This window comes from Cryobacterium sp. Hb1, from assembly GCF_004403585.1.
Taxonomy (GTDB): domain Bacteria; phylum Actinomycetota; class Actinomycetes; order Actinomycetales; family Microbacteriaceae; genus Cryobacterium; species Cryobacterium lyxosi.
Genome location: NZ_SOHI01000013.1, coordinates 39115 through 63515, shown reverse-complemented (window position 1 = coordinate 63515; position 24401 = coordinate 39115). Strand labels below are relative to the sequence as shown.

Below are 24401 nucleotides of genomic sequence, written 5' to 3'. Positions count from 1 at the left end.
CCCACAACCTGGCCATCGGCGTCGTCGCCGGCGTGATCGTGGCCATGGTCGCCTTCGCGCGCCGAGTCGCCCACCTAGCCCGGGTGGAACGCACGGTTGAGCTCGACCAGCCCGTGCCGACAGCGTATTACACCGTGACCGGGGCCCTGTTCTTCGCCTCGAGCAACGACCTGATGACCCAGTTCGAATACGCCGACGACCCCGCCCGAATCATTATCGACCTGTCGGCATCACACATCTGGGATGCCTCAACCGTCGCCACCCTCGACGCCATCACCGTCAAATATGAACGGCACGACAAGCGCGTCGTCATCGAGGGATTAAACGAGGCGAGCCACGAACTACATTCCCGCCTCGCCGGCAACCTCGGCGGCGAGCACTAACCGGGGCAGCTGCGTCGTTACCGCGCACCGGCGCTGACGGTTCGACGGCCTGACGACTCGGTGCGGGCCGTCGACGAGGCTCAGGCCGACATACAGCCGATCAGGCTAGGCAGCAACGCGATTTTCGGCCAAGTGCATCACCTCCAGACGGTCACCGCCCATTCAACGCTCCCCCCTCCCCTGTCGAGCTTCGCACATTGCCGTAAGGTCGCCCGCTTCGCGGCGGGCGAACGACGCAACCCCGCGTGTTCTGACGCTCAGGCGGACGACTCGAATTCTGCCCACATTCTGCCCACAACTGGCAGGCAGTGTATGAGTAGTGGTGGACACTTGTGTGATCCATAAATGGCCTCGAATCGGGTATTTTGTCCTTGGTCACTGACTACGTCTGCGGCGTGGTTCGCCCTCCGGAGGCAGGGGCGGCAGTTCGAATCTGCTTGGGGGCACACTCGTAAGATCCGCGTAATCACGCGAATCTAAGCCTCTTCAGCAGTTGTCGCTAAGTCCGGCAATTCATCGTTTGCCCACATTATTTTTTGTAATGAGCTGATTCAGCGCCGCTCCCACGCTGTCTAAGTCAGCGGCGGCTGCATCGAACCATCCGCGTCGAAATACCCTTTTGCGGAGCACACCGTCACCGAGGACCCCGACAAACATGTGATCCGTCAGCTTTTAAAGTCGATGGGCGCAGGTCCGAGTGGCTGGCCAGCTGGGTGGCAGTCCAGTCGGCGACCCTGACTCGGGCGCGGTAGGGATCGATGTATCGGCCAGCGTGTTTGGCGATCTCAACAGACGCGAAAAACAAGTCGGCGTCGCGTCGGGTTCGAAAACCTCGCTTGTCCGTCTGTGATTTGTCTGGCTTGCGGTAACGCACGTGACAGCAACGATCATTTGCGGTGTCGTACGCTGTCACGGCGCCCATGGATATCTCCGACGAGGGTTATCAGGCGAGCGTCAGATTTACGCCAACCAGGACGAAAATACATGAACTTAGATTTTTATCGTCAGCTTGCTTTTCGCTGTATCCACGAGCCGCGTTGGTCGCGGCGGCACCATAACCCGCTGGCGACCTGTCGCGCACCGTCGCTTAGCACCGCGGTTCGGCAACGTGCGTGTCGATGGCTCCGAGGGTAGGAATGGCGGTCTTTTCTTGGGCACCGGCTGACGATCAACTCGCCCCGTTCTGGCGGGGTAGGCGCCGAGTTTTCGCATCATCAGACACGCGGTCACGGTACCGGTCGTGATGGGCGCCGCGAGGCGGAGGATTTCATCCCAAGCCCCCAAGAATGCCTACCGCAGCCAAAACCGGTCCGGCATACGCGGTCAAGGCGCCGGACCAGCCATGACTTCGGAAGGTCGCCATGGAAGAAATTTACCCTTTTGCTCCGGTGACTGCAGCGGCTCCGGCTGCTGCGCAGGCTTCGTCGAGCTTACCGTCCGGGGCACCGCCCACTCCGATGCCGGCAACTGAGACGCCGTCAACTTTCAGGGGCACGCCGCCGGGCAGGAACAGGGTACCGGGGAGATCGTCAATGCCGGGGCCGTTCCCGGTGATGCGTTTGGCGAGTTCGCTCGTGGGCGCCCCGAAGGCCGCGGCGGTGTAGGCCTTCTGCTTGGCGGCTTCGATGGTGTGTTCGGCGGCATTGTCACCACGCAGCAGCGCCTGGACAGTGCCGAAGCGGTCTACCAGTGCGACGGTGACGAACGGTAGGTTATCCGCCTGGCACTTCGCCAGGGCTGCCCTCACTGCATCGGCCGACGCGCCGACTGTGATCCGGTTCTGGGCCACCACGGTTCCAGCACCCGGTTGGATGTCAGTTGTGGAAGCGGGAACAGACCCAGCCGCGGGGGCGGGAGCCGGCGTTGCCATAGCGGCGGCGCCGACACCCGCGGTCAGCAACAGCGCTGCGGTGGCGACGGTGGCAAAAACCTTGTGCGACTTCTTCATGACACTCTCCTTAGATGGTCCTGCAATCGGCTGTTTTCCTATGCTGACGAACTGCAGATCCTCCTGCATCAGGCATCGGTCGGTCTCGGGCTCAACCATTGTGATGGCAATATCAGCCGAATGGTTGAGGGGCAGTAGCGGCGGGGCCTTTAGGATGATCGCAGCGCCCCACATCGACTGGATCTTCATGCCTGCCGCAGCCACCCCGCCACCCGTATCGGTCGATCGCCCGGAGCTCGGCCGGATCGACGCCGTCGTCCATTTGAGTTTCGCCCTACTCATGGTGACGTCCGGGGTCCGGTACGTGCTTCGGCACAGCCCCGCCGACAATGTTCCGGTGCTGATACTCGTAGCAGCGGTCTGCGCGCTATACGCCGGAATCGCCGTCCTCGCGCAACGCCGGCGGCCCTGGACGCCCTGGGTGTTCACCCTCGTGGTGGGCTGGGCAGCGCTGGTGATCCTCGCGCCCAGCTTCGCCTGGTGTTCGCTTGCCGTATTCTTCCTCTGCCGCGCGGCCTTCAGCGGCTGGGCCGCCTATCTGGCCGGGGGTGCGACGGCGGTCTCCACCGCCATCGGGCTATTCCGCCTGAGCGGGTCCACTGATATCGCCATGTTGCTGGGTCCGCTGGCCGCCGGAGGGTTGCTGACCCTGGTCTACGACCGGATGGAGCACGATACAGCCCTCCAGCGACAGCTTGCGGCGGAGGTCTCCGACGCACAGCAGCAGTTGGCAGCCAGCGCACGCGATGCCGGAGTCGCTGCCGAACGTGAGCGGGTATCTCGCGAAATTCATGACACGGTGACCCAGGGCCTGGCCTCCGGCGTGCTCCTGCTCGAAGCCGCACTGCGTACCTGGCCGGATCCTGCGGCACGCACGGATATCAGCAAGGCTGGGTCCCTGCTCCGCCAGAACCTCGCCGACACGCGCAGTCTGGTGCACGAACTCTCCGTACCGAGAACCGACGCGCCGCTGGCGGAGGCACTCCTTGAAGCAGCGTCGCTTTATCTGGAGAACGTCCAGTCAACGGTCACCGGTGAGGCACGTCCGGTCCCGGCCGACGTCCGGCATGCCCTACTACGTGTGACACAGAGTGCCGCAGCGAACATCAGGCTTCACGCCAATGCCGGCAATGCCAGCCTGACTCTCGGGTACCTTCCGTGCACGGTAACGCTCGACATTTACGACGACGGCCGCGGCTTCGACCCCGGAGCCCTTGCCGAGCCCTCGGAAAGCGGAGGATACGGCCTGCGGGCCATGCGCCAACGCGTGGAACAGCTGGGCGGCGTCTTCGCGGTGGAAAGCGTTCCGGGCGAAGGGACCATCGTGGCAGCACAGCTCCCGGTCCCCGCCACCGGGCACGCGCAGCCGGCGGAAGTGCCGGGGGAAATGCGGGTGGAAGCACCATGACAATCTCCGTCCTCCTGGTGGATGACCACCTGGTGGTCCGCACCGGGCTGCGGGCGCTCCTGGGGACCCAACTCGACCTCGACGTCATCGCCGAAGCCGCCTCCGGAGAAGAAGCACTCGCCGCCGCTGAGCGCTGCTCCCCGGACGTTGTGATGATGGACCTAGCCCTCGGCGCAGGCATGGACGGCATCGAGGCGATCCGGCAACTCCGTCGGCGTAGCCCGAAGCCAGCGATCCTCGTCTTCACCACCTACGATTCCGATGCCGACATTGTTCGCGCCGTCGATGCCGGAGCCATGGGCTATCTTCTCAAGGACGCTGACCCGGAGGAGATTTTCGCCGCCATCCGCGGCGCCATCCAGGGCAGGAGTTTCATGAGCGCGCCCGTCGCGTCGCGACTGTTCCAGCAGCTCAGGAACCCCGGTGAAGTCCTTACCCCGCGGGAAGCCGAACTGCTCAGCCTTCTCATCGAGGGACTCAGCAACCGTGAACTGGGCAAACGCCTCTTCATCTCCGAGGCCACAGTCAAAACCCACCTGGCCCACATCTACGCGAAACTCGGTGTCGACACCCGCGGTGCCGCCATCACCACCGCCCTCCGCCGGGAAGGCATGCGCTAGGGCACCTCTCCTACGCGAAAGACGAACCTAGAATGAACGGCGTGTTGCTGAGCAGCCACTGGCCTGTTCTCACGGTAAGCGTCACGGGGTCGCAACGGGGACCGCATGGGTATTAGGCGTTACAGCCGACCCGTTCGTCTTGTCCGGTTTCATTTGCCGACATCTTGGCCGGATTCATTTTTGTCGTGACCTGATTGAGTACCGCTGCAACGCTGTCTAAGTCAGCAGCGAAGAGGTCACTGTCGGTGTCGAACGTCTCTTTCGCTGAGGCGTGCCCAAGCATTCGGTGAAGCGCTTTCACGTCGGCTCCCGCCGACACGGCCAAGCAGCCTAGGAAATCCCTATTTCCCAAAAAACAAGCCCATAAATCGGGGTAGCTAACGGGAAAGCCCTTGTGTCACACTGGCGCACACCAAGCTCACTGACGAATTGACGTCGCGCCACATCCGGTAACACAGGGGTGAGCGCCAGGGATGTGAGAGGAAGACCCATGAGAGGAAGACCCATGAGAGGAAGACCCATGAGAGGAAGACCCATGAGAGGAAGACCCATGAGAGGAAGACCCATGAGACGTACACTCGTGGCGAGCGGCGCAGCGTCGGCACTGCTGCTGACGGGGCTGGTGTCTTTGAGCGCCACGGCCGCCGAGCCCGAGGGCTGCCACCCGACCAAGGAGAACCGTCCGGTCTGCCAGGCTGGATCTCCGGCCGAGACCGCGACCTTCCTGGACGCCACAGCAAAGGTCAAGGAGCCGGAGCACATCAGCCTGGCCGAGCACGTGTACGTCGGCCCGTTCGCCGAGTTAATTGCCGATGACGATGCCCCCATCAGCATCGGCGACGAAAGCAACGTCCAGGACAACGTCCTGATCCTCGGTGCACGAGACGGTGACTCCGACTCCGACTCCGACGATGACGGTGGGCGCGAGACCGTCCGCGGCGAAGGGCACGCGGAGCCCGGCGTCGAGATCGGCGATCGCGTTATCCTGGCGCACGGCGTCTCGGTGATCGGACCGGCCCAGATCGGCGTCGAGGGCAATGACATCCCGGCGGACCCCGCCGGCGACCAGGAGGTCTTCCTGTCGTTCTCAAGCCAGGTGGACGGCGCTGTCCTGGAACGCAACACCGGTGTTGGCGCGCTCGGCCGGGTCGGCCCCGGCGTTCGGCTGCGCAGCGGCTTCATCGTGCTGCCCGGCAAGAACGTCACCACCCAGACGGAAGCTGACGACCCTGCGCTGGGCAAGGTGCGCCTCATCAACGAGGCCGATGTGGCCTTCAACGAGGCCGTCATCGAGGTGAACACCGCTTTCGCGCGAGAGTACACCCGGTTATACCGGGACAACCCGAGCAACGTGCGCGGCGTGAACTTCGACCCGGGGCACACCGAGTTCAACCACGACCGAAACCTGCCGAGCTTCGCCGGGCAGGAAAAGCGGGTGCCCGGGTTCCGAAATCGGCTGATCGGCGATTTGAACCTGATCGACACCTTCAGTCGTTTCTCCAGCGTCAGTGGCGCACGGATCTCGCTACGGGCCGACGAAGGTGAGCCCTTCGGAGTCGGGTTGGTGGACCGGATGGGCGATGACGTGATCTTCCATGCGCTGGAAGAAGCTGACCTGGTCGTCGGTGATCGGGTGGAGTACGGCGACAAGGTCGTCGTGCACGGTGGCGGCAGGGTGGTCGTTGCCGGTGAGCCCGAGGAGCCCACGGTGGTGGGCGACGACGTGGTGCTGGAGGACGAGTCCATCGTGTTCCGCAGCACCATCGGGGACGGCAGCGTGATCGGTCAGCGCAGCGTGGTCGTCGGCAGCGAGCTGGCGCCCGGCACCGAGGTCGCGCCGCGAACGGTCATCATCAACGGCGTCAAGTTCGGCGACGTCGAGTGGTGACGACTCTTTGAGGGAACGCCACGTGATGGGGCGGCGCCTGCCGCCTCATCACGTGCACCCGCGCTCGATCGCACTGCTGACCGGTCTGGGTCTGTCCGCCTTGCTCCTGGTCGGGTGCGCGGCCCCGGCGGGCACCGCGCAGCCGGAGACATCACCGGCGGAACCCGTGGAGGCTGGTGAACCGGTTGAGGTGGTCGAGGCCCTCCTCAACGACGAGATGACCACCGAGCAAAACGGCCGGATGTCCTGGACCACCACCTGGCGCGCCTGCTTCGAGCAGTACGGGGGCAACACGACACGGTTCGAGGCGCAGGCGGTGACGACAGAAGGGTCCGGAACCAGCCTCCGGAAGCTGGACGGGCAGTGTCTGGAGCTCGACATCGCCAGCGGCGTCAACGACGCGGCTGCCGGGATGCTCGGACGCGACATCCAGCTGGCCGAGGCCTCCACTTTGGCCTACCGCGTCCGTGCTGTGCTTGACGACGGCACGGTGACTCCCTGGACCGAGCCGGTACGCGTCGGGGCCACCAAGCCATCCGGATAGCTCCCACCCCACCGTGCACCCGCACCCCACCGTGCACCCGCGCGACACCGTGCACCCGCGCGACACCGTGCACGGCACCATCCGCTACGTCGTGGGCCGCTCAGTGGGACGGCCCGAAAATCGCGGCCGACCCGTAGGACTTTGGTCTACGCGGGCCGGTGCACGAGTAGCAGGGAGCCGCTTAGTAACGGGCCACCTGAGATCAGTCTTAGCCCGAGTGGAAGGTGAAGAATCGTGCGTGTCGGAAGGCGCTTCCGAAGCCGCCCAGGGGCATCTTGTCAGGGCCCTGGCGGTTTGGGGATGGTGGGAATTTTATTTGCCAGCAAGTCGAATTACTTACACCAGTGCGGTTGGAATCCGTTGATGCTGCGGTTGCTGACACCGGTGCTCAGGTCTACGAACGTAGTCATCATTGCGGAAGAGCCAGGCAGAGTCGGGTACTGATCACTATCTCCCCCGCGAGGGAAGGTTTCCACAGCCACATATTGACCGTTCGGGGATACGCAAAAATCCCGAATGTCGGTGTCCGGAGAGGCTGGCACGTAGACGAACGAGCTGCCTTCGTCGTCGGTGAGAGCCAGGAGCGGGCGGGATGTTCCATCGGTGCCCCACGCGTAATACAGGCGAACGTATTTGCCCTCCCGGTTGAGGACTTCAAGTTTTGCGGGGATGGCATCACCGAGCTCATCATCGGCAGGTAAGTCCAAAGGGGTCACGGTACTGTCGCGCAGATCTATTGATGCGCCTTGGGTCGGGTCAGCAACCACCAGAGAGTTTGTTCCTGGGATGAGGCCCCGCATCTCGACGTGCTGGCCGAGGGGAACTATGTCACCCTCCACAGTCACGTCGATCAGATACATGACCTCGTCCGGACCGTGCGCCACCAGGGATGTGGTGTTAGGAACGAAAACGTAGTCCGTTACCGGTAGTGGCCGCTGGTCGACCCCTAAAACTGGTTGTGGCACTGCTGTCTGCTCGTTGACGTCGTATGTGTAGAGAGTGTCAACCGGATCGTGATCCCCACCAACTAGCCCGCTAGTTAGCGTGAAGCCGATCAGATTTGTCGTGCGTGATGTTTGAAGGTCTTTCAGGACCGTATCGGAGGGCAGCACAATTTCAAGCTCGGTTTCCTCCGTGAGAGAAAACATTGTGAGGTGATTTCTATTTTCCTGATCTAGCGTGACCACGGCGAGATACCCCGGAAGCACCGCGAATTCCTGTATCCGCTCCGCTGTGAATAGTGCTCGCCCTGCCCCGGTACCAAGAAGTGTGTCGCGCCGTATTTCGTCCGGTCGCTTCGTGCCATCATCGGTGGTTCTTGAGTCGCGATGCAAGGTGTACAGGTCCACATCATCGGTGGTGAAGTCATACTCAATCGACGACTGGGCGCCTTGGAACAATCCGATTACCGGGTCGATGTTGACCCGGTAATCGGTGTTGTAGTTGAGGACCTCTTCGAAGGTGATGGTTACGGCTGTGCCGTCAACGGCGACGGATACCGGGACCTCTGGGGTTACCGTGATCTGATCCCGGTCGATGCTGGATATCGGCTGGTCGGTGTTGAGCAACAATCGTTGCCCCGGGTGATCGATGACACTTCCGAGGTTGATGGCCGCCGATTCCAATCTGGGTCCTCGTGTGGTGTTGAGCAGTGCCAGTGCGCCCGCCAGCACGGCAAGGACGATGACGGTCGTGAGCAACATCCGGGTGAAGTCTCGGCCGGATCGGGTGAAATCAGTAGACATACGGCTGTTGGGGTTGGTCGACGGCGGCTACCACTTCAGGAATGATGACTATTCCCTCACTGCTGGCGACGCTGGGATTCGCGGTCAGGCCGCCAGAAACGCCCACCCAACTGTCGAGCGGAAATTCGTCCTGCCATCCCGGCCGGTACACCGGTACTCCCACCGGTTGGGCATCGACTACGCAGTGGCTCACAACGAATCGTGCCACGTAGAACACGTTCTCTGGATCATCCTGGTCGGGCGTCACGAATCCGGTGAGCTGGGCTTTTTTTCCGGCGTAAAATTCGACCCCGGCGCCTTGTCGCAGCAGTGAGGCCCAGTCTTTCACAGAGAATTTTGAGGCGTCCCCTCCTGTCAACTTTGCCGAAGCTTCCTCGGTCAGCGCTGCGGCGGAACCGTTCAAGTCGCGTTGCTCCAGGGTGGTTGTCGTTAGAGTTGTGGGCGGTAAAACCAACAGCGCTACCGCAGAGGCGGCGATCACTACGCTGCTCGCGCCTGCCCAGAAACGCTTGTGCCCGGTTTCGGCTTCGTGATCGTGCCCTGCGTGTTCGTCACCTGGGGACAGCGCGAATGACACGATAACGACCGCGGCGGCCACGACCGCCATGATGATCGAAAAAGCAAAATACCGGGGATGAATGTAGAGGCCCAATTGACCAGTGATGCCCAGCCACACCGTCGCGACAATTCCGATCAAGCTCAACAGGGCTCCCCGCCATCGAGTGATCAGATGACTAAGCGACATAGTTCACCGCCAGCCCCAGCGCGGCCGAACAGAGCGCCACAACGCTCGTAATTTGGACCAATGTTCGCGTCGTGAACGTGGTTCGCATCAGAACGAGCATTTTGATGTCAATCATCGGGCCGAAGACCAGGAAAGCGACGATCGCACCAGGAAGGAACGTCGCTCCAAACGACAACACGAAGAACGCGTCCACGTTCGAACAAATCGATACGACGAAGGCCAGCACCATAAGAGCCAGGACGGACCACACCGGATTGGTGCCCAGGGTAACTAGCACGTCACGGGGTATCCCCACCTGGATCGCTCCGGCAATGGCGCAACCAATGAACAACGCCGGCATCATCGCGCTGGTCTCTTTCGTGAAGAGACGAACACTGCGCTGCAGTTTGCCAGCGGCAGCGTGATGCTCCCCTTCGCTGGCACAGGCCGCCTGGAACTGCGACGTGAGCAGGGTGTCCTGACGGGGGTGACGGCTGTATATCCAGCCGATGAGGTTTGCAATTAAAAACCCGCCAGCGATACGACTAACGAGGATGCCGTTATCCCAGCCGAACGCTTGATACGTCGTGATGATTGTGATGGGGTTGAGAATTGGCGCGGCAAGAAGGAACGTCATCGCCTCGGCTACCGTGAGCCCTTTCATGATGAGGCCGCGGGTGAGCGGTACGTTGCCACATTCGCAAACAGGGACCAGAACACCGATCAACGAAACCGCAAACCGCCGCAATACTCCCCGTCGCGGCAAGTGACGAAGCAAAAAGCCATCCGGAAGCCAAACCTGTACGACGACAGACAAAAATATGCCCAAGAAAACAAACGGCAGTGACTCGATAAGTACGCTCACGGCAAGTGTGACGAAGTCCTTGGCAGAGTCCGACATCCCTGCAGCCACAGACTGAGGTGCCGACATGCGCGTTACAGCAAGGAGAGCTAACACGGCCAGCCCCAAGAGCAAGCCCATCAGCCCGCGGCGTTGGCCCCTGGCTCTTTCACCACCCCGCTCTGCAGCTTTACTTGGCTCCGCCGCAGCCGAATCGGTCAACAGCACGGAATCTTCTCGCTGAGTGCCGATAGTTCTGCTCATTTCGTTTGCGAAGCGCTGTTTCGACCCACGCGCGGCCAGACAGTTTCAGACCCAACAATTCATCCGGGTACAGAAAGAGCATCTCACACACAGTCTCACCACCCGAGCTTGAGACACCCGGCGGCGTTGGTTACTTGATCGTCCCTGAGCCAGGAATCACACGCACCCGCCACGCAGTATTGTGGACACCAATGCCATCGCCCTGCACCAGGCGATGCCCGATCCGAGGAGAACCAAATGTCGGTCGGCCTGCTTGCCGTAGTGGATGACATACTCACCGCCGCCCTCAAGGCGAGTGTGAAGACGGCAGGCGTCGTCATCGACGATGCTGCCGTCACCCCGCAGTACGTTCAGGGGCTGTCGCCGGCGCGCGAGCTTCACGTGGTCTGGCGGATCGCACTGGGCAGCCTGTTCAACAAGTTCATCATCATTATTCCGCTGGCACTGCTCCTGTCCGCGTTCGCGCCATGGGTGTTGCCGTGGTTGCTGATCCTTGGCGGCACCTATCTGTGCTTCGAGGGTGCCGAGAAAGTGACCGAATGGTTCGGCGTTCATCATGGCGCCGGCGAGACGGAAGCGCGGGATGAACGCAAGCTCATCTTCGGCGCCATTCGCACCGATCTCATCCTCAGCACAGAGATCATGCTCATCTCGCTGGCAGGCCTGGATCCTGATTTCGAGATCTGGATGACGCTCGGTGCTTTGGTGGTGATCGGCCTCGGCATGACGGTGCTCGTCTACGGCGCGGTCGCTTTGCTGGTGAAGATCGACGACGTCGGACTGACGTTGATGGAGAACTCAGCACGATGGCTGCGACGCACCGGTGCGCGCATCGTGCGGTCAATGCCCGCTGTGTTTCGGGTGATCGGCATTATCGGGACGGTCGCTATGTTGTGGGTTGGCGGCCACCTGGTTATCTCAAACCTGGCCGATACGTTCTGGCAAGCGCCCTACGACGTGCTGCACGCAGCAACCCAAATCGTCGAAACGGCCGGACCCGTCGTCGTCTGGGTTATCGACACCGCTATGTCGGCCGTGTTCGGCCTCATTCTTGGTCTGATCATTGTCGTGATCGTTCTTGGAATATCGCGCCTTCTCAAGCAGAACCAACCCGGCGCCAATGTGCCCGGACGGGTCTGATACGCGCCGATTGCGGCGGCGGTCAGTCGCGATCTGACAGTTCCACGGCTGTTCCCTCCTCCCTCGGTCTGTGTAACGAAGAAGCCCCAGTCGATTGACTGGGGCTTCTTCGTTATGCGCTTTGTGGGAGTCAGTGGCTGCTCAGAGCCGGTTCGTCGAACTGGTTGCTCGTGTTGTTCACGCCGCCAGCCTTCAGTGCTGCGTCGCCGGCGAAGTATTCCTTGTGGTTGTCACCCAGGTCGGAACCGGACATGTTCTGGTGCTTGACCGTGGCGATTCCCTCGCGAATTTCGCGACGCTGCACACCCTTGACGTAGGCGAGCATGCCCTGGTCGGCGAAGTAACCCTTGGCCAGATCATCCGTCGAGAGCGCGGCCGTGTGATAGGTCGGCAGGGTGATGAGGTGGTGGAAGATACCAGCCTCCTTCGAGCTGTCGCGCTGGAAGGTACGAATCTTCTCGTCGGCGTTGAGGGCCAGTTCGGTCTCGTCATAGTCGACGCTCATGAGCTTGGCACGGTCGTAAGCGGAGACATCCTTGCCCTCGGCGAGGAGAGCATCGTATGCCTGCTGGCGAAAGTTCAAGGTCCAGTTGAACGACGGGCTGTTGTTGTAGACCAGCTTGGCATTCGGGATGGCCTTGCGAACCTCGTTCATCATGGCCGCGATCTGGCCGATGTGCGGCTTTTCGGTCTCGATCCAGAGCAGGTCGGCGCCGTTCTGCAGTGACGTGATGCTGTCCAGCACGCAGCGCGCCTCACCGGTTCCGGAACGGAACTGGAAGAGGTTGCTGGCCAGGCGCTTCGGGCGCAAGAGCTTGCCACCCCGCTTGATGACGACGTCGCCGTTGCCAAGGTCGGCCTCGGTGATCTCGTCGACATCGAGGAACGAGTTGTACTGGTCACCGAGGTCGCCGGGCTGGTTGGTCACGGCGAGCTTCTGCGTGAGGCCGGCACCGAGCGAGTCGGTGCGGGACACGATGATGCCGTTTTCAATGCCGAGCTCGAGGAACGCATATCGAACGGCGTTGATCTTGGCAATGAAATCTTCGTGGGGAACGGTGACTTTGCCGTCCTGGTGACCGCACTGTTTCTCGTCCGAGACCTGGTTTTCGATCTGGATGGCGCAGGCGCCGGCCTCGATCATTTTCTTGGCCAGGAGGTAGGTAGCTTCGGGGTTTCCGAAACCGGCGTCGATGTCGGCGATGATCGGCACGACGTGGGTCTCGAAGGCGTCGATCTGTCCGGTGAGCGTGGCGATCTTGGCGTCGTCGCCAACGATGCGAGCATTGTCCAGGGCCGTGAAGAGCAGGTCGAGCTCGCGGGCGTCGGCCTGGCGGAGAAACGTGTAGAGCTCTTCAACGAGGGCCGGAACGGCCGTCTTCTCGTGCATGGACTGGTCGGGGAGAGGACCGAATTCGCTGCGCAGCGCGGCAACCATCCAACCGGACAGGTACAGGTAGCGCTTGTTGGTGGTCTTGAGGTGCTTCTTGATCGAGATCATCTTCTGCTGGCCGATGAACCCGTGCCAGACGCCGAGCGACTGGGTGTAGATCGAGGAGTCAGCGTCGTACTCCCCCATGTCCTTGCGCATGATGTCTGCGGTGTACTGAGCGATCTCCAGCCCGGTTTTGAACCGGTTCTGGGCACGCATACGAGCGACGGATTCGGGGTTGATAGCGTCCCAGCGGCTTCCGACCTGCTGCTTGAGGGCTTCAACGTCCTCGATGTCTTTCTGGTACACAGTCATGTTTTTTCCTTCGACGTCTGAGTTGGGCTGAGCCGGGACAACTGACTCAACTGGCCGGTATCGGCTGCTAAATCCAGATTGGCGCAAGAACAACCGGTCTTCTCAGGAAAAGTGCGCAGAAGAAATGGAGTTCTTCTGCAAATAAAAAGTTATGCGTCAGGAATGCACTTATTCCGGCCACAGGCCGGGTACGAGGATGACCAACCGGCATCGTGGGCACCGATGGCAGGATTCAAGACCTTCAGCGGTGTCTACGCCGTCCGCCATCATCTCGGTGCCGCAGGCGGGACACAGGGGGTACTCGTTCACCGTGTCCCCGATTTCAGGCCGGCACCGCACAACGGCACGACCACCGATTGGGCGGTGAGCAGGCTCGCGGCCACCGCCCAGGTGGGGCTGTCGGAGACATACGTTCGGTCGACAGCAACGCGCACGGCGGCGAACGAGACCGCTGAGGTCGGCTCGACGAAGAGCCCCTCGTCAGCCAGCTCCTGGCGTGCGGCCGCGATCTGCTCGTCGGTGACGGAGATTATGGTGCCACCGGTGGCGCGCACGGCCCGGAGAAGCTGTTTCCCCCGGGGCGGCGCCGTGATGGCGATGCCCTCCGCGATCGTGGCGCCGTTCTGAACGGCCAGGGGTGCGTCGAGTCCTTGCGCCATGGCCTGTTCGAGCGGTGAACACGCGGATGCCTGCACCGCGACGATGCGCGGCATCCGCTCAGCAAGCCCAGCGGCAACCAGCTCGCTGAAGGCGAGGTAACACCCGAGAACCATCGTTCCGTTGCCCACCGGAACCACCACCGTCTCGGGCAGTGAGCGTGCGCACTGCTCCCAGATCTCGTAGCCGTAGGTTTTCACGCCGTGCAGAAAGTACGGGTGGTAGACGTGGCTCGCGTACAGCACGCCGTCTTGCCCCGCCGCCTGCAGTGCCGCCGCAGAGGTGTCCGCTCGCGAACCGGGCACCAGCTCAACCGTCGCGCCGTGCGCACGCATTTGCGCGAGTTTGCCAGGCGAGGTGGATTCGGGAACGTACACCGTGCAGCCGATCCCGGCCCGCCCGAAATAGGCGGCCATCGCCGTGCCGGCGTTTCCGCTGCTGTCGACCATGGCGCGTGTGACGCCCAACCGTTTGGCGAGGGTGGCGAGCACGACCGCGCCGCGGTCTTTGAACGACAGCGTCGGCAACAAAAAGTCGAGCTTGAGCTGCACGTGAGGCAACGCGCGGGAGGGCACGAGGGGCGAGAACCCCTCCCCCAGGGTAACCGTGGGGTCCACCGCGATGGGTAGCACTTCGGTGTAGCGCCAGAGTGAGGGGCTGCGGCCGGGCAGAGCCGTGGCATCCATCGTCAGCACGAAATCGACCACGTCGAGGAGACCGCCGCAGCTGCACCTCCAAGTCAGGCTCGCCACCGGATAGATTGCGGCGCACTCGGAGCAGACAAGGTCGGGTAAAGCGGGCATCGCTTCAGACTAACTTGCCCCGCCATCAACTACCCGTGGTGAACTTCCAGGTGCTCGTCGAGACGGGGTTGCCAGCCAGGTCACGCACCATCGTGGTGCCGCCAGTGACCGTGACGGTGAAACTGGTCCTGGCTGCGAGCGTGGAACCGGGGTTCAGGATCCACTTGTTGGTCGTGCCGCTGCGTGAGACGACGCCGGCGATCCGTGCGCCGGTCACGGTATTCTTCAGCGTGAAAGTGGATGCGGCAACTCCGGCCATCCCCTCACTGAATGTCGCCGAGATGCTCGCGATACGACTAACGCCTGTGGCTCCGCTGGAGGGGGTACGGACGGTGATCGTGGGCGCCGGCCCGGTCGTGAAGCTCCACCCCGTCGACACGAGCGGATTGCCCGCCCCGTCGCGGATCGCGGTAGCTCCCCCAATGAGGCTGACAGCGTATTTCGCGTCGGGGGCGAGACTCGCGCTCGGGTTGAGGGTGGCAATTCGCGTCGCCGCGTCATAGCTGACCGCAGCAGAGACAGTCGAACCGGCAGCGTTTTTTAGTCGCATTGTGGTCGGCGAGACTCCCTGCACGGCTTCGCTGAATGTTGCTGAAGTATTGGCGGTCTGCGCGACCCGGGTGGCCAGGCTCACCGGCGATTTCGCCGCGACCGTGGGAGCCGTCGTGTCGGTTCCTCCGATTGTTCCGGTCACGATGAGGTCGTCAAATTTGGCGGCGTCGTTCTTGCTGCCGAAGCCGACTCGGCCGGAAGAGAACGTCGCGTCGGCAGCTGCCGCGAGGAGGGTGGTGCCACGAAAGACGCGAATGGCCGCACCCTGCCGTTCGATGCGAATGGAGTAGAAGGTGTTTGCCGTGATCGTGGGGGCGAAGTCAGCGATCTGGGCGGCAACACCACGCGAAACGCGAAACAGACCGTTGCTGGCGGCATCTTGTCCCTCGCTGAAGTTCGCGAAGTAATAGTTGAGCGCATCGCGGTAGTCGAAGACGATCGAGAAATCGTTCCACGGTGACGTTGAGGCCACGGTCATCCCGGTGGCCATGACCGAGAAATCCCCGGCCATCACTGTTTTCTGCAGGGCAAGGTTAGCGTTTGGCACGGCGGCTGTCGACGGGGCTGTGAGCGAATACCGGCCCGACGCGACAGCCCACGTGCCGCCGCGAATCTCCGTGAAGTTCGCGGCCGACGAGGTGAATGTTTCGCGAATGGCCGCGACTTTCGGGATCACGGTGGTGGGGGCTGAAACCCGAGCGCTGGATCCGGACGAATTCTCTGCGGATACGGACACTGTGTAGGGCGTCCCGTTAGTGAGACCGTTGATTGTTGCAGTTCGTTCGCTTCCATCGCCGGCCCACAGCCATTGGTCACCGGAAGGCGCAATGACAACCACGTTATAGAGATCCACCACCGGCGCCCCGGCAGCAGGCCCGGCCCATCCTACGAACACGCGGGCATCGCCAGCTATCGCCGTGACGGCGGTCGGCGGGGAGGGTTTGACCACTGACACGATCGGGCTCAGAAATCCGCTGTTAGCGGTGTTCCAGTGGGTGGCGAGATAGTTCGACGCGGGCGGCGTGCCCGGATAGTAGTAGTCCTCGCTATGACAGTCGACGGCCGAGGCAAGCCCCACACAGGTGAAGGTCAGCCGGCCGCCGAGGGCGAAATAGGGCCCTCCGTCGTCGTAACACATGAGGTCGTTCTCGTCGTAGCAGTGGCCGCCCTTGGTGGAGTGCGGCGCAGAATCCTGCACGGCACCAATGTTGTGACCAATCTCATGAGCGATCACGGACATGTCCAGGTAAGCCGACATGGAATAACGCGGCCGCGAATCGTTGTTGGCGTTGGCGGCGGCACTCGGCTGATCGTCGCCGGTCAGCTCGCCCTGACCGCCGTACGGGTAGACATCCTGAATCTGGTCGATGTAGGTGATGTACAAGCGGTCGTTCACGATGTAATTCACCGGGCCCAGGCCCCGCTCGACCTGGTTCTGCATGCTCACCACATAGTCGTCGAAGGTGTACGTGCCATCCGTTCCGACTTGAGCCAGTGTCACGTTGCGCACCGTCACATCGGCACCATTCGTGCACAGAAAACGATAACTCTGGCTGGTGGCGGCATCCACTGCCTCGAGGTTGTTGTTGACCTGCCGCATGATGTCGCGCAGCGGGGCGAGCATTTCGGCGAACCGGTTGGTGCGATCCTGCGGTACGCCGTAGATCACCTCGATGCGCTTGCCGCTCACTCCGCCCGCGCTGCACAACGCGGTCAGTTCCGATGCCGGGGCGGCGGCTACACGCTGCTCCTCCAAAGCAGATGTCTGCTTCAGCTTGGCCGCACCGCCGAAAGCAGCGACGGGGTCGGGCCCGTGGCTGCACAGGGTGGTTTTGGCGACCGTGATCTTCAGGCGGGCGCAGAGTTTGGCCAGGTCCGGGGCGGTCCGCACGATGCTCGCGGTTGAGTCGGACACGCTGGAAGCATCAGCGACATCGGTCGGCAGCAGGGTAAACGAGGCAGCGATGGTGGCGAGCACGGCGAGCGCGGCGAGCGCTCGACGAATGATGCGGGACGGCCTCGGAGCGCGAACGATTGTCATTCTCGTGTCCTTCCGGTGCTGGCCACGACGTGCCCGTTACAGTAACGCGCTTCATCCGACCCAACAAGGCCTCACCGCGCCGGATCACAGTCGGGAGTGCTCGCGCAGCCAATCCATCGCGACCGCGCAGGCGTCCAGAACGGCGATGTGCCCGTCTCGAGGCCGCAGCCACAACTCCGCCTCTGGCGTGTTCTGCAGCAGCCAGGTACCGTGCGCGGGCGGTACCACACGATCCCGACCACCCTGCGCGTACAGCACGGGGGTCACGATGTCGGCAACGCTGAAACCCCACGGCAGAACGAAGGCCAGGTCGTCATCGACGAGACCCTCGGTTCCGGCGGCGGAAGCGAGGCCGACATCACTTTCGGTCGATCCGCCCTAACTTGCCCTTCCGTAAGCCAACAGACGGATGCCCCGTGCGGCGGTCGCCGCCATGGCTCGACCAGACCCGCCCAGAACGAGTCGATCATACGCTGGAGTGTGAGCGTCGACGCTGTCGGGCTCTCCCCGCCTTAGTCCGTCGATCAGAACGTGCGAAAGAATTGTGTGACCAGATTAGGACTTTCGGGCACCGCATCCGTATTCCACGGGCAACTTAGCCACGATTCAGGACGGAGAGGATCGCGCCCCGCTGCACCAAATCCCGCCGAAGCTCGTCTGATTTAGGTCGAGCCGATAAGCTCGGAGGTAGAAAATCACAAATCGGGGGAACTATGGAATTTGCAGAACTAATAGGGGCATTGGCTCTCAAAGTACGAAACCAGCGCGGAGCAATTCAGACTGAAGAAGCTACCAAGAACGCTTTTATCATGCCCTTCATCTCGACCATCTTGGGCTACGACGTTTTCAATCCGTTGGAAGTCGTCCCCGAATTCACCGCCGATGTCGGCGTGAAAAAGGGCGAAAAGGTCGACTACGCGATTATGCGCGACGGCGAAGTCCAGATCCTTGTCGAATGTAAGAAGTCCACGGAAGCGTTGAAGATTGAACACGCCTCACAATTGTTCCGCTACTTCGCAGTTACCAACGCGCGTATCGCCGTTCTCACAAATGGCGAGATTTACCAGTTTTACACGGACTTAGACGCGCCCAACCGTATGGATGAAAAGCCGTTTTTGGTTCTGGATTTGATGGACATCGACGAAACGCTGATTCCGGAACTGAGGAAACTGACCAAGGACGTTTTTGACCTCGACTCCATCATTAACTCGGCAGAGGAGCTCAAGTACATCGGTCAAATAAAGCGCACTATCGCGGCTCAGTTTACGGAGCCTGAAGACGACTGGATTCGATTTTTCACGACACGAGTTTACGACGGTGCTTTTACGCAAAAGATCCGTGAGCAATTTACGTCCCTGGTGGCAAAATCGACAAAGCAGTTCCTGAACGATCAGGTTAACGACCGATTGAAAACAGCGCTGGGCGGTTCGAATTTTTCGGGTGCAGCGTCAGAAGTGCGCGGCGAAGTCATTAACAGCCACGACATAGTTGAGATCGATCTCGCCCGAGACACCGAGATCGAGACGACTCTTGAAGAACTAGAGGGATATCAAATCGTCAAAGCGATTGCCTGCAGCGAAGTAAAGCCACAGCGAGTGATGCATAGAGATTCAAAATCCTATTTCGCAGTGCTTCTCGATGACAACAATCGCAAGCCGGTGGCGCGACTTCATTTTAATGGACGGAAGCAGAAGTACCTTGGAGTCTTCGACGCCGACAAGGTCGAGACTCGCCACCCTATCGACACCCTTGACGAGATATACCTCTTCGCGAAGGACATTCGCGAAACGATTAAGAGCTACCAGAACTAAATAATTTGACGCCATGCTAGGCGCCATATGGTGGGAGCCATGATGATTCACCGGTACTGGCGCATCCTGCTTGTCGCGCCGGTAATCGGGTTTCTGCTGGGGGCAGGTGTGTTCGGGGTGATAGCCCTGGGCGGTAATCCCTATACGCGAACCGGCCAGAGCGCCGGGGGTGTCGTTTCGGCGATTCTGGCCTACGGCGCCGTCGGTCTCGTGGTGAGCGGCGCCGCGCTGATCGGCGGCTTCGTTCTGGTCGGCTGCCTCGACCGGCACCTCACGAAATCATCGGGCACTCGCACGGTACTGGCCGCTCTCGGCGCGGCCGGCGGCGTGCTGACAATGGGGATCGTGTTGGTGATTGTGTCGGAGACGATGAGAAACGGCGGTTGGTCCTACCTGCTGGTCATTATCAGCCTGGTCGTCGCTACCGTGGCGGGCAGCGTGGCCGCGATTCTGGTTTACCGGGCCGAGCGACGCGAGCGCACCCGGCCAGGTCGAGTCGCGCATCCGCTGCCCAGTGCCTGGGAGGACTTCTAGACCGTAGGGTGGGCACATGGTTATTCGACGCTATTGGCGCATCGCGGTGTTTGCACCGTTCGTGGGCTTTCTGCTCGCGGCGGGCGTGGCGGTCGTGATGACCGACGCCGGTAGTGGAGAAACCGAATTTCGGTTCTGGTTCGTCGTGCGTTCCATGGCGAACTACGGCGTGATTGGCTTCGTCATCGGGGCGGTCGCACTGTTGGGCGGGCTCGCCGCAATAGCGATTGCCGATCGGCACCTGACGAAATCGCGGCGCCTGCGCGTCACAGTGGCCGCATTCGGCGCGATGGGCGGTGTGGTGTTGCTGTCCGCGGCGATCGCGGCTGTGCTATCGGTGCTGGACGACGGACTGTATGCCGGCATCACCATTGCGTTCGGCCTGGCGTTCGGTGCGGCGGCCAGCGTCGTGGCGGCCGTCATGGTGCTCTATGCGGAAAGGCTGAGCCGCTAAGCCGCAGCGAACCGCTTCTGGGAACGCGCCTTGGCCTTTTTCGCCTCGATCTCCCGGTTTTTGGGTGGTGCGGCGCTCACGAGGTCTTCGAGCAGGTGCTGGGAGATGTGAGTGATCTCGTGCACTGCGCGGTCGAAGGCTTCTTCATTGGCCTTCGACGGGTGCGCCGACCCGCTGATCTTGCGCACGTATTGCAGCGCGGCCGCGTGCACTTCGTCGTCGGTCGCGGCGGGTTCAAAGTTGCTCAGGACGTGAATGTTTCGGCACATGCCTTCAGGGTAATCAAGGCGTGCGCACCCTTCAAGACCCGGGCGTAGGATGCTCCTGCTTCGCCGGCTTCGACAGGAGACGTCCACGGCAGCAACCATGGCCAACCTGATCGCGCGACTGTGCGCTGCCGGTTGTGTCGTCGCCGAGGAGGAGGCCCAACTGCTGCTCTCGGTCCTGCGGTTGTCGGCCGAGCTCAACGCCATGGTCGACCATCGCGTCGGCAGATTTGTTATCGAAGGAGATGCCCATGACAGTCCCTCACACCGCACGCCCCGTTCGCGCCGCCCGCGGCACTGAATTGACCGCGAAAAGCTGGCAGACCGAGGGACCGCTGCGCATGCTCATGAACAACCTCGACCCGGACGTTGCCGAGCGCCCCGACGACCTCGTGGTCTACGGCGGTACGGGCAAGGCCGCCCGCAATTGGGAATGCTTCGACGCGATCGTGCGCACGCTCGAAACGCTGGAAAAAGACGAAACCCTGCTCGTCCAGTCGGGCAAACCGGTCGGCGTCTTTCGCACCCACGAGTGGGCGCCGCGCGTACTCATCGCCAACTCCAATCTCGTCGGCGACTGGGCTACCTGGCCCGAGTTCCGCCGCCTCGAGCACCTCGGGCTGACCATGTACGGGCAGATGACCGCCGGATCCTGGATCTATATCGGCACCCAGGGCATCCTGCAGGGCACCTACGAGACCTTCGGTGCCGTCGCTACCAAAAAATTCAACGGCACCCTGGCTGGCACCCTGACCCTGACCGGCGGGGCCGGCGGCATGGGCGGCGCACAACCGCTCGCCGTCACCATGAATGACGGTGTCGTGCTCATCGTCGACGTCGACCCGGCCCGGCTGCAACGCCGCGTCGACCACGGCTATCTCGACGAGATGACCGACGATATCGACGAGGCGATCGCCCGGGTGCTCGCAGCCAGGACCGAACGCCGCGCGCTGTCGGTGGGCCTGGTCGGCAATGCCGCGACCGTATTCACCGAGCTGCTGGTTCGCCGGGTACCCATTGACATCGTCACCGACCAGACCAGCGCGCACGACCCGCTCTCCTATCTGCCCGAGGGCGTCACGGTCGACCAATGGCACAGCTACGCGGCCGAGAAACCGGACGAGTTCACCACGCGTGCCCGCGCCACGATGGCCAAGCAGGTGCAGGCCATGGTCGAATTTCAGGATGCCGGCGCTGAGGTCTTCGACTACGGCAACTCCATTCGCGCCGAGGCGCAGCTCGGCGGCTGCGAGCGAGCTTTCGAGTTTCCCGGGTTTGTGCCCGCCTACATTCGTCCGCTGTTCGCCGAGGGTAAAGGTCCGTTCCGCTGGGTGGCGCTCTCGGGCGACCCGGCCGACATCCTGGCCACCGACAGCGCTATTCTCAAACTGTTTCCCCACAACGCCGGACTGCACCGCTGGATCACCAAAGCCCGGGAAAAGGTGAAGTTCGAAGGCCTGCCGGCGCGCATTTGCTGGCTCGGTTACCAGGAACGTCACCGCGCTGGGCTGAAGTTCAACGAGATGGTCGCCTCCGGTGAACTCAGCGCGCCGATCGTGATCGGCCGCGACCACCTCGACTCCGGCTCGGTCGCCTCGCCCTATCGCGAAACGGAAGACATGAAGGACGGCTCCGACGCGATCGCCGACTGGCCGCTGTTGAACGCACTGCTGAACACCGCTTCCGGCGCGACCTGGGTATCCATTCACCATGGCGGTGGCGTGGGAATGGGTCGCAGCATCCATGCCGGGCAGGTGATCGTCGCCGATGGCACCGCGCTGGCCGCTGAGAAGATCGAGCGGGTGCTCACCAACGACCCGGGCACCGGGGTCATGCGTCACGTCGATGCCGGCTACGAGCGGGCCGAAGAGGTGGCCCGCAAGTGCGGCCTGCGCGTGCCCATGTGGGAAGAGTAAAAATGCCCCAGCAGCCTGCTGAACAAAACGGATGCTCCACCAGCCTCACCGAGGAATTCGCCGCAGCCGCGGACCGCGTGGCCGGAATCGACGCCCGTGAACAACTCCTGCGGGATCTGCGGTGACCGCGTTCTGGTGCGAATCATTGCTGATCGACGGGGTCCACGTCGCCGGGGTGCGGCTCGAAGTCGACCCGGCCGGTCGCATCACGCGCGTTCAGGTGGAGCCTGCGAAGGCGGCGGATATCCGCTTGCGAACGGTTGTTCCGGGGTTCGGCAATGCCCACTCGCACGCATTTCATCGGGCCTTGCGGGGCCAGACCCACGGGGATGGCGGTGATTTCTGGCTCTGGCGCGAGCGGATGTACCGGGTCGCCGCCCAGCTCGACCCGTCGAACTACCAGGCGCTGGCTACCGCGGTGTTTGCGGAGATGCTCGTGAGCGGGTACACGGCCGTCGGGGAGTTCCACTACGTGCATCATCGCGCGGACGGGGCACCGTATGAGCCAGCGCACGCTATGGAACTGGCGCTTGCGGCGGCGGCGCGGGCCGTGGGCATCCGTTTGGTGCTACTCGACACGCTCTATTTGACGGGCGGCATCGGTCGGGAACTGGCGCCGGAGCAACGCGCGTTCAGCGACGGAAGTGCCGCCGGGTGGCTGGCCCGTTGGCAGTCGCTGCGCGCGCAGCTCGCGGGCGACGACCTGGTGACCCTCGGGGCGGCTCTGCACTCGGTGCGGGCCGTCACGCCCGACGCGATGCGGGAGGTGCTCGCGGGGCTGCCACGCGAGGTTGCCCTGCATATCCACCTCTCGGAGCAGCCGCTGGAGAACAGGGACTGCCTGGCCGCCCTCGGCCTGACCCCGACCGGCCTGCTCGAGTCGGTCGGGGCACTCGCGCCGCGCCTGAGTGTCGTGCACGCTACGCACCTCAGCGACACCGACCGGGCCCTGCTCGGTGACGCCGGCGTGACCGTGGTGATGTGCCCGACCACCGAGGCCGACCTCGGCGACGGCGTCGGCCCGGCGCACGCCCTCGCCACGGCCGGTTCGCCGATTGCGCTCGGCTCCGATCAAAACGCGGTCATCGACCCGTTCCTGGAGATGCGCGGCCTCGAAATGGGTGAACGACTCGTCTCGAAGCAGCGCGGACGTTTCGCCCCCGCCGCTTTGTTGGCAGCCGCGTCGACCGCCGGCTATGCCTCCCTTGGACTCGGACGCCACCGGCTGCAACCGGGTGATCTATGCGATCTCGTCGAGATCAGCACGACCGGGGTGCGCACGGTCGGCTCCCTTGCCGGGCAACTGCCGCTGACCGCCACGGCCTCCGATGTACTGCGCGTTTTCGTGGGCGGACGACTGGTAGCCGAGTGTGGCCAACTGATCGGCGGCGAGCGGCCGGCAGCACTGATGACCGACGCGCTCGCTAGGGCCTGTCAATCAACAACACGCGTAGTTCAGGGTTGATCTGCTGGGCTTACGGTGTAGTTCCAGTCGCCGTGGAAGTCATGCTTGGTGAGGTGTTGGGTTTCCAGGTCTGCCATCTCGCGGTCGGTGATCTTGATGCTTTTGGGGTAGATCGTGTCGTCGAGTCTGGCTGTGACGGTTAGACCTGTACGGGTAGTGGTACCGGCAATGCGAGTGACGATGACTTCGTGGCTGGTTAGCGGCTGGCCGGCCGCTAGGTGCTCTTCGACCGCGGCGTTGGTGTGGGCAAACTGGGCATCCCGGTCCGGGTGACGGCCACCCTCGATGGTCTTGGCGTTGCCCTGCAGGCTGAAACTCTCCTCCCGCAGCAGGCCCGCCACGGTCGGCGCGGACACCCTGTGACCCTGCTCGGCCAGCTCGTCGGCCAGGTAGCGCAGACTCTTCGATCTCCACGGCAACCGGATTCACGCCGCGAAGGAGGAACCATCCTGAGATCTCAAGAGTCGACGCCACCAGCGCCCCAGGGCAGTCCCGTGGCGGCCTTGCGCATTCTGTGCCTGTCGACCTTGGCGGCCCGTTGTCGGGCGACAGCGGGGACCTCGATCGAGCACTACTGCCACACCGCCCGGAAGCAGGGTCTTGACTCCCTGATGACCTTTTCTAGCCCAAGGTTTTCTCAAGGTCGGCCG

Annotated in this window: 23 protein-coding genes and 2 pseudogenes; 13 read left to right on the top strand and 12 right to left on the bottom strand. The window is 62.5% G+C overall.

Annotation, left to right across the window (positions count from 1 at the left end):
- Positions 1–383 (top strand): STAS domain-containing protein (locus E3T38_RS05105; RefSeq protein WP_134546776.1); only part of this gene is annotated, 383 nt, incomplete at its 5' end.
- 1176 nt (positions 384–1559) lie between these two features.
- Here E3T38_RS05105 and E3T38_RS17425 read toward each other — a convergent pair.
- Both E3T38_RS17425 and E3T38_RS05090 read right to left on the bottom strand, forming a co-directional pair.
- Positions 1560–1658: pseudogene (locus tag E3T38_RS17425) on the bottom strand (Tn3 family transposase); the annotation flags it as partial.
- 97 nt (positions 1659–1755) lie between these two features.
- A complete protein-coding gene (locus E3T38_RS05090) occupies positions 1756–2331 on the bottom strand; it encodes a heme-binding protein (protein WP_134546772.1) in 576 nt (191 codons plus the stop codon).
- Positions 2332–2518: 187 nt separating this feature from the next.
- Between E3T38_RS05090 and E3T38_RS05085 the strand changes: the two genes are divergently transcribed.
- Both E3T38_RS05085 and E3T38_RS05080 read left to right on the top strand, forming a co-directional pair.
- On the top strand, positions 2519–3739 hold the full coding sequence (locus E3T38_RS05085; RefSeq protein WP_134546782.1) for a sensor histidine kinase: 1221 nt from the start codon (positions 2519–2521) through the stop codon (positions 3737–3739).
- Entirely contained in the window at positions 3736–4359 is a 624-nt protein-coding gene (locus tag E3T38_RS05080) for a response regulator transcription factor (RefSeq protein ID WP_134546771.1), read from the top strand. The genes E3T38_RS05085 and E3T38_RS05080 overlap by 4 nt, the downstream gene beginning before the upstream one ends.
- Before the next feature lie 112 nt (positions 4360–4471).
- Here the strand turns inward: E3T38_RS05080 and E3T38_RS16930 are convergent, their stop codons facing one another.
- Complete coding sequence (locus tag E3T38_RS16930) at positions 4472–4660, bottom strand: hypothetical protein (RefSeq protein WP_198417305.1); 189 nt, start codon at positions 4658–4660, stop codon at positions 4472–4474.
- Positions 4661–4924: 264 nt separating this feature from the next.
- Here E3T38_RS16930 and E3T38_RS05065 point away from each other — a divergent pair, with 264 nt between their 5' ends.
- Entirely contained in the window at positions 4925–6247 is a 1323-nt protein-coding gene (locus E3T38_RS05065) for an acetyltransferase (protein ID WP_166805430.1), read from the top strand.
- A 22-nt stretch (positions 6248–6269) separates the two neighbouring features.
- Positions 6270–6791 (top strand): hypothetical protein, encoded by a 522-nt coding sequence (locus E3T38_RS05060; protein WP_134546767.1) that lies wholly within the window; start codon positions 6270–6272, stop codon positions 6789–6791.
- Positions 6792–7123: 332 nt separating this feature from the next.
- Here E3T38_RS05060 and E3T38_RS05055 read toward each other — a convergent pair whose 3' ends face one another.
- From E3T38_RS05055 to E3T38_RS05045, 3 genes are read right to left on the bottom strand one after another with little or no spacing between them, the layout of a single operon-like run.
- On the bottom strand, positions 7124–8494 hold the full coding sequence (locus E3T38_RS05055; protein WP_134546765.1) for an Ig-like domain-containing protein: 1371 nt from the start codon (positions 8492–8494) through the stop codon (positions 7124–7126).
- A gap of 31 nt (positions 8495–8525) precedes the next feature.
- A complete protein-coding gene (locus tag E3T38_RS05050) occupies positions 8526–9212 on the bottom strand; it encodes a TIGR03943 family protein (protein ID WP_241984306.1) in 687 nt (228 codons plus the stop codon).
- Between the two features lie 58 nt (positions 9213–9270).
- Positions 9271–10329, bottom strand: a complete 1059-nt coding sequence (locus tag E3T38_RS05045) for a permease (RefSeq protein WP_370448989.1) — start codon at positions 10327–10329, stop codon at positions 9271–9273.
- A 273-nt stretch (positions 10330–10602) separates the two neighbouring features.
- Here E3T38_RS05045 and E3T38_RS05040 point away from each other — a divergent pair, with 273 nt between their 5' ends.
- The gene (locus E3T38_RS05040; RefSeq protein ID WP_134546761.1) at positions 10603–11505 is read left to right on the top strand and encodes a DUF808 domain-containing protein; all 903 of its coding nucleotides are present in this window, start codon (positions 10603–10605) and stop codon (positions 11503–11505) included.
- Between the two features lie 130 nt (positions 11506–11635).
- Here the strand turns inward: E3T38_RS05040 and E3T38_RS05035 are convergent, their stop codons facing one another.
- From E3T38_RS05035 to E3T38_RS05020, 4 genes are all read right to left on the bottom strand, one after another.
- Entirely contained in the window at positions 11636–13252 is a 1617-nt protein-coding gene (locus tag E3T38_RS05035; protein WP_134546759.1) for an isocitrate lyase, read from the bottom strand.
- A gap of 305 nt (positions 13253–13557) precedes the next feature.
- On the bottom strand, positions 13558–14712 hold the full coding sequence (locus tag E3T38_RS05030) for a threonine synthase (RefSeq protein ID WP_134546758.1): 1155 nt from the start codon (positions 14710–14712) through the stop codon (positions 13558–13560).
- A 25-nt stretch (positions 14713–14737) separates the two neighbouring features.
- Positions 14738–17305, bottom strand: a complete 2568-nt coding sequence (locus E3T38_RS05025; RefSeq protein WP_134546756.1) for an Ig-like domain-containing protein — start codon at positions 17303–17305, stop codon at positions 14738–14740.
- An 84-nt stretch (positions 17306–17389) separates the two neighbouring features.
- Positions 17390–17563: a hypothetical protein gene (locus E3T38_RS05020; protein WP_166805428.1), complete on the bottom strand. Its 174-nt coding sequence runs from the start codon at positions 17561–17563 to the stop codon at positions 17390–17392.
- Between the two features lie 455 nt (positions 17564–18018).
- On the opposite strand from E3T38_RS05020, the gene E3T38_RS05015 reads away from it, so the two are divergent.
- From E3T38_RS05015 to E3T38_RS05005, 3 genes are read left to right on the top strand one after another with little or no spacing between them, the layout of a single operon-like run.
- A complete protein-coding gene (locus tag E3T38_RS05015; protein WP_104198147.1) occupies positions 18019–19116 on the top strand; it encodes a type I restriction endonuclease in 1098 nt (365 codons plus the stop codon).
- Between the two features lie 39 nt (positions 19117–19155).
- Positions 19156–19650, top strand: coding sequence for a hypothetical protein (locus E3T38_RS05010; RefSeq protein ID WP_134546752.1), 495 nt, complete (start codon positions 19156–19158; stop codon positions 19648–19650).
- A gap of 16 nt (positions 19651–19666) precedes the next feature.
- Positions 19667–20104, top strand: a complete 438-nt coding sequence (locus E3T38_RS05005) for a hypothetical protein (RefSeq protein WP_104198149.1) — start codon at positions 19667–19669, stop codon at positions 20102–20104.
- On the opposite strand, the gene E3T38_RS05000 is transcribed toward E3T38_RS05005, so the two are convergent.
- Positions 20101–20373, bottom strand: coding sequence for a DUF2277 domain-containing protein (locus E3T38_RS05000; RefSeq protein WP_104199740.1), 273 nt, complete (start codon positions 20371–20373; stop codon positions 20101–20103). The genes E3T38_RS05005 and E3T38_RS05000 overlap by 4 nt on opposite strands.
- A gap of 97 nt (positions 20374–20470) precedes the next feature.
- On the opposite strand from E3T38_RS05000, the gene E3T38_RS16630 reads away from it, so the two are divergent.
- The 4 genes from E3T38_RS16630 to E3T38_RS04990 are packed head-to-tail and all read left to right on the top strand — an operon-like array spanning position 20471 to position 23751.
- The gene (locus tag E3T38_RS16630) at positions 20471–20671 is read left to right on the top strand and encodes a hypothetical protein (protein ID WP_166805427.1); all 201 of its coding nucleotides are present in this window, start codon (positions 20471–20473) and stop codon (positions 20669–20671) included.
- The gene (gene hutU, locus E3T38_RS04995) at positions 20622–22286 is read left to right on the top strand and encodes a urocanate hydratase (RefSeq protein WP_134546750.1); all 1665 of its coding nucleotides are present in this window, start codon (positions 20622–20624) and stop codon (positions 22284–22286) included. Before E3T38_RS16630 ends, hutU begins: the two co-directional genes overlap by 50 nt.
- 2 nt (positions 22287–22288) lie before the next feature.
- Positions 22289–22411, top strand: a complete 123-nt coding sequence (locus tag E3T38_RS17280; RefSeq protein WP_255452725.1) for a hypothetical protein — start codon at positions 22289–22291, stop codon at positions 22409–22411.
- Entirely contained in the window at positions 22408–23751 is a 1344-nt protein-coding gene (locus E3T38_RS04990) for a formimidoylglutamate deiminase (protein WP_134546749.1), read from the top strand. The genes E3T38_RS17280 and E3T38_RS04990 overlap by 4 nt, the downstream gene beginning before the upstream one ends.
- On the opposite strand, the pseudogene E3T38_RS04985 reads toward E3T38_RS04990, so the two are convergent.
- A pseudogene (locus tag E3T38_RS04985) lies at positions 23742–24170 on the bottom strand (hypothetical protein); the annotation flags it as partial. The gene E3T38_RS04990 and the pseudogene E3T38_RS04985 overlap by 10 nt on opposite strands.
- Between the last annotated feature and the right edge of the window lie 231 nt (positions 24171–24401).

Excerpts from the sequence above, each read along its gene's own strand:
- E3T38_RS05090 (WP_134546772.1), bottom strand. The coding sequence starts at position 2,331 with ATGAAGAAGTCGCACAAGGTTTTTGCCACCGTCGCCACCGCAGCGCTG.
- E3T38_RS17280 (WP_255452725.1), top strand. The coding sequence starts at position 22,289 with ATGCCCCAGCAGCCTGCTGAACAAAACGGATGCTCCACCAGCCTCACC.
- E3T38_RS05000 (WP_104199740.1), bottom strand. The coding sequence starts at position 20,373 with ATGTGCCGAAACATTCACGTCCTGAGCAACTTTGAACCCGCCGCGACC.
- E3T38_RS05085 (WP_134546782.1), top strand. The coding sequence starts at position 2,519 with ATGCCTGCCGCAGCCACCCCGCCACCCGTATCGGTCGATCGCCCGGAG.
- E3T38_RS05010 (WP_134546752.1), top strand. The coding sequence starts at position 19,156 with ATGATGATTCACCGGTACTGGCGCATCCTGCTTGTCGCGCCGGTAATC.
- E3T38_RS05035 (WP_134546759.1), bottom strand. The coding sequence starts at position 13,252 with ATGACTGTGTACCAGAAAGACATCGAGGACGTTGAAGCCCTCAAGCAG.
- E3T38_RS16630 (WP_166805427.1), top strand. The coding sequence starts at position 20,471 with ATGGCCAACCTGATCGCGCGACTGTGCGCTGCCGGTTGTGTCGTCGCC.
- E3T38_RS05080 (WP_134546771.1), top strand. The coding sequence starts at position 3,736 with ATGACAATCTCCGTCCTCCTGGTGGATGACCACCTGGTGGTCCGCACC.
- E3T38_RS05040 (WP_134546761.1), top strand. The coding sequence starts at position 10,603 with ATGTCGGTCGGCCTGCTTGCCGTAGTGGATGACATACTCACCGCCGCC.
- E3T38_RS05065 (WP_166805430.1), top strand. The coding sequence starts at position 4,925 with ATGAGACGTACACTCGTGGCGAGCGGCGCAGCGTCGGCACTGCTGCTG.
- E3T38_RS05025 (WP_134546756.1), bottom strand. The coding sequence starts at position 17,305 with ATGACAATCGTTCGCGCTCCGAGGCCGTCCCGCATCATTCGTCGAGCG.
- E3T38_RS05030 (WP_134546758.1), bottom strand. The coding sequence starts at position 14,712 with ATGCCCGCTTTACCCGACCTTGTCTGCTCCGAGTGCGCCGCAATCTAT.
- E3T38_RS05005 (WP_104198149.1), top strand. The coding sequence starts at position 19,667 with ATGGTTATTCGACGCTATTGGCGCATCGCGGTGTTTGCACCGTTCGTG.
- hutU (WP_134546750.1), top strand. The coding sequence starts at position 20,622 with ATGACAGTCCCTCACACCGCACGCCCCGTTCGCGCCGCCCGCGGCACT.
- E3T38_RS05055 (WP_134546765.1), bottom strand. The coding sequence starts at position 8,494 with ATGTTGCTCACGACCGTCATCGTCCTTGCCGTGCTGGCGGGCGCACTG.
- E3T38_RS05015 (WP_104198147.1), top strand. The coding sequence starts at position 18,019 with ATGGAATTTGCAGAACTAATAGGGGCATTGGCTCTCAAAGTACGAAAC.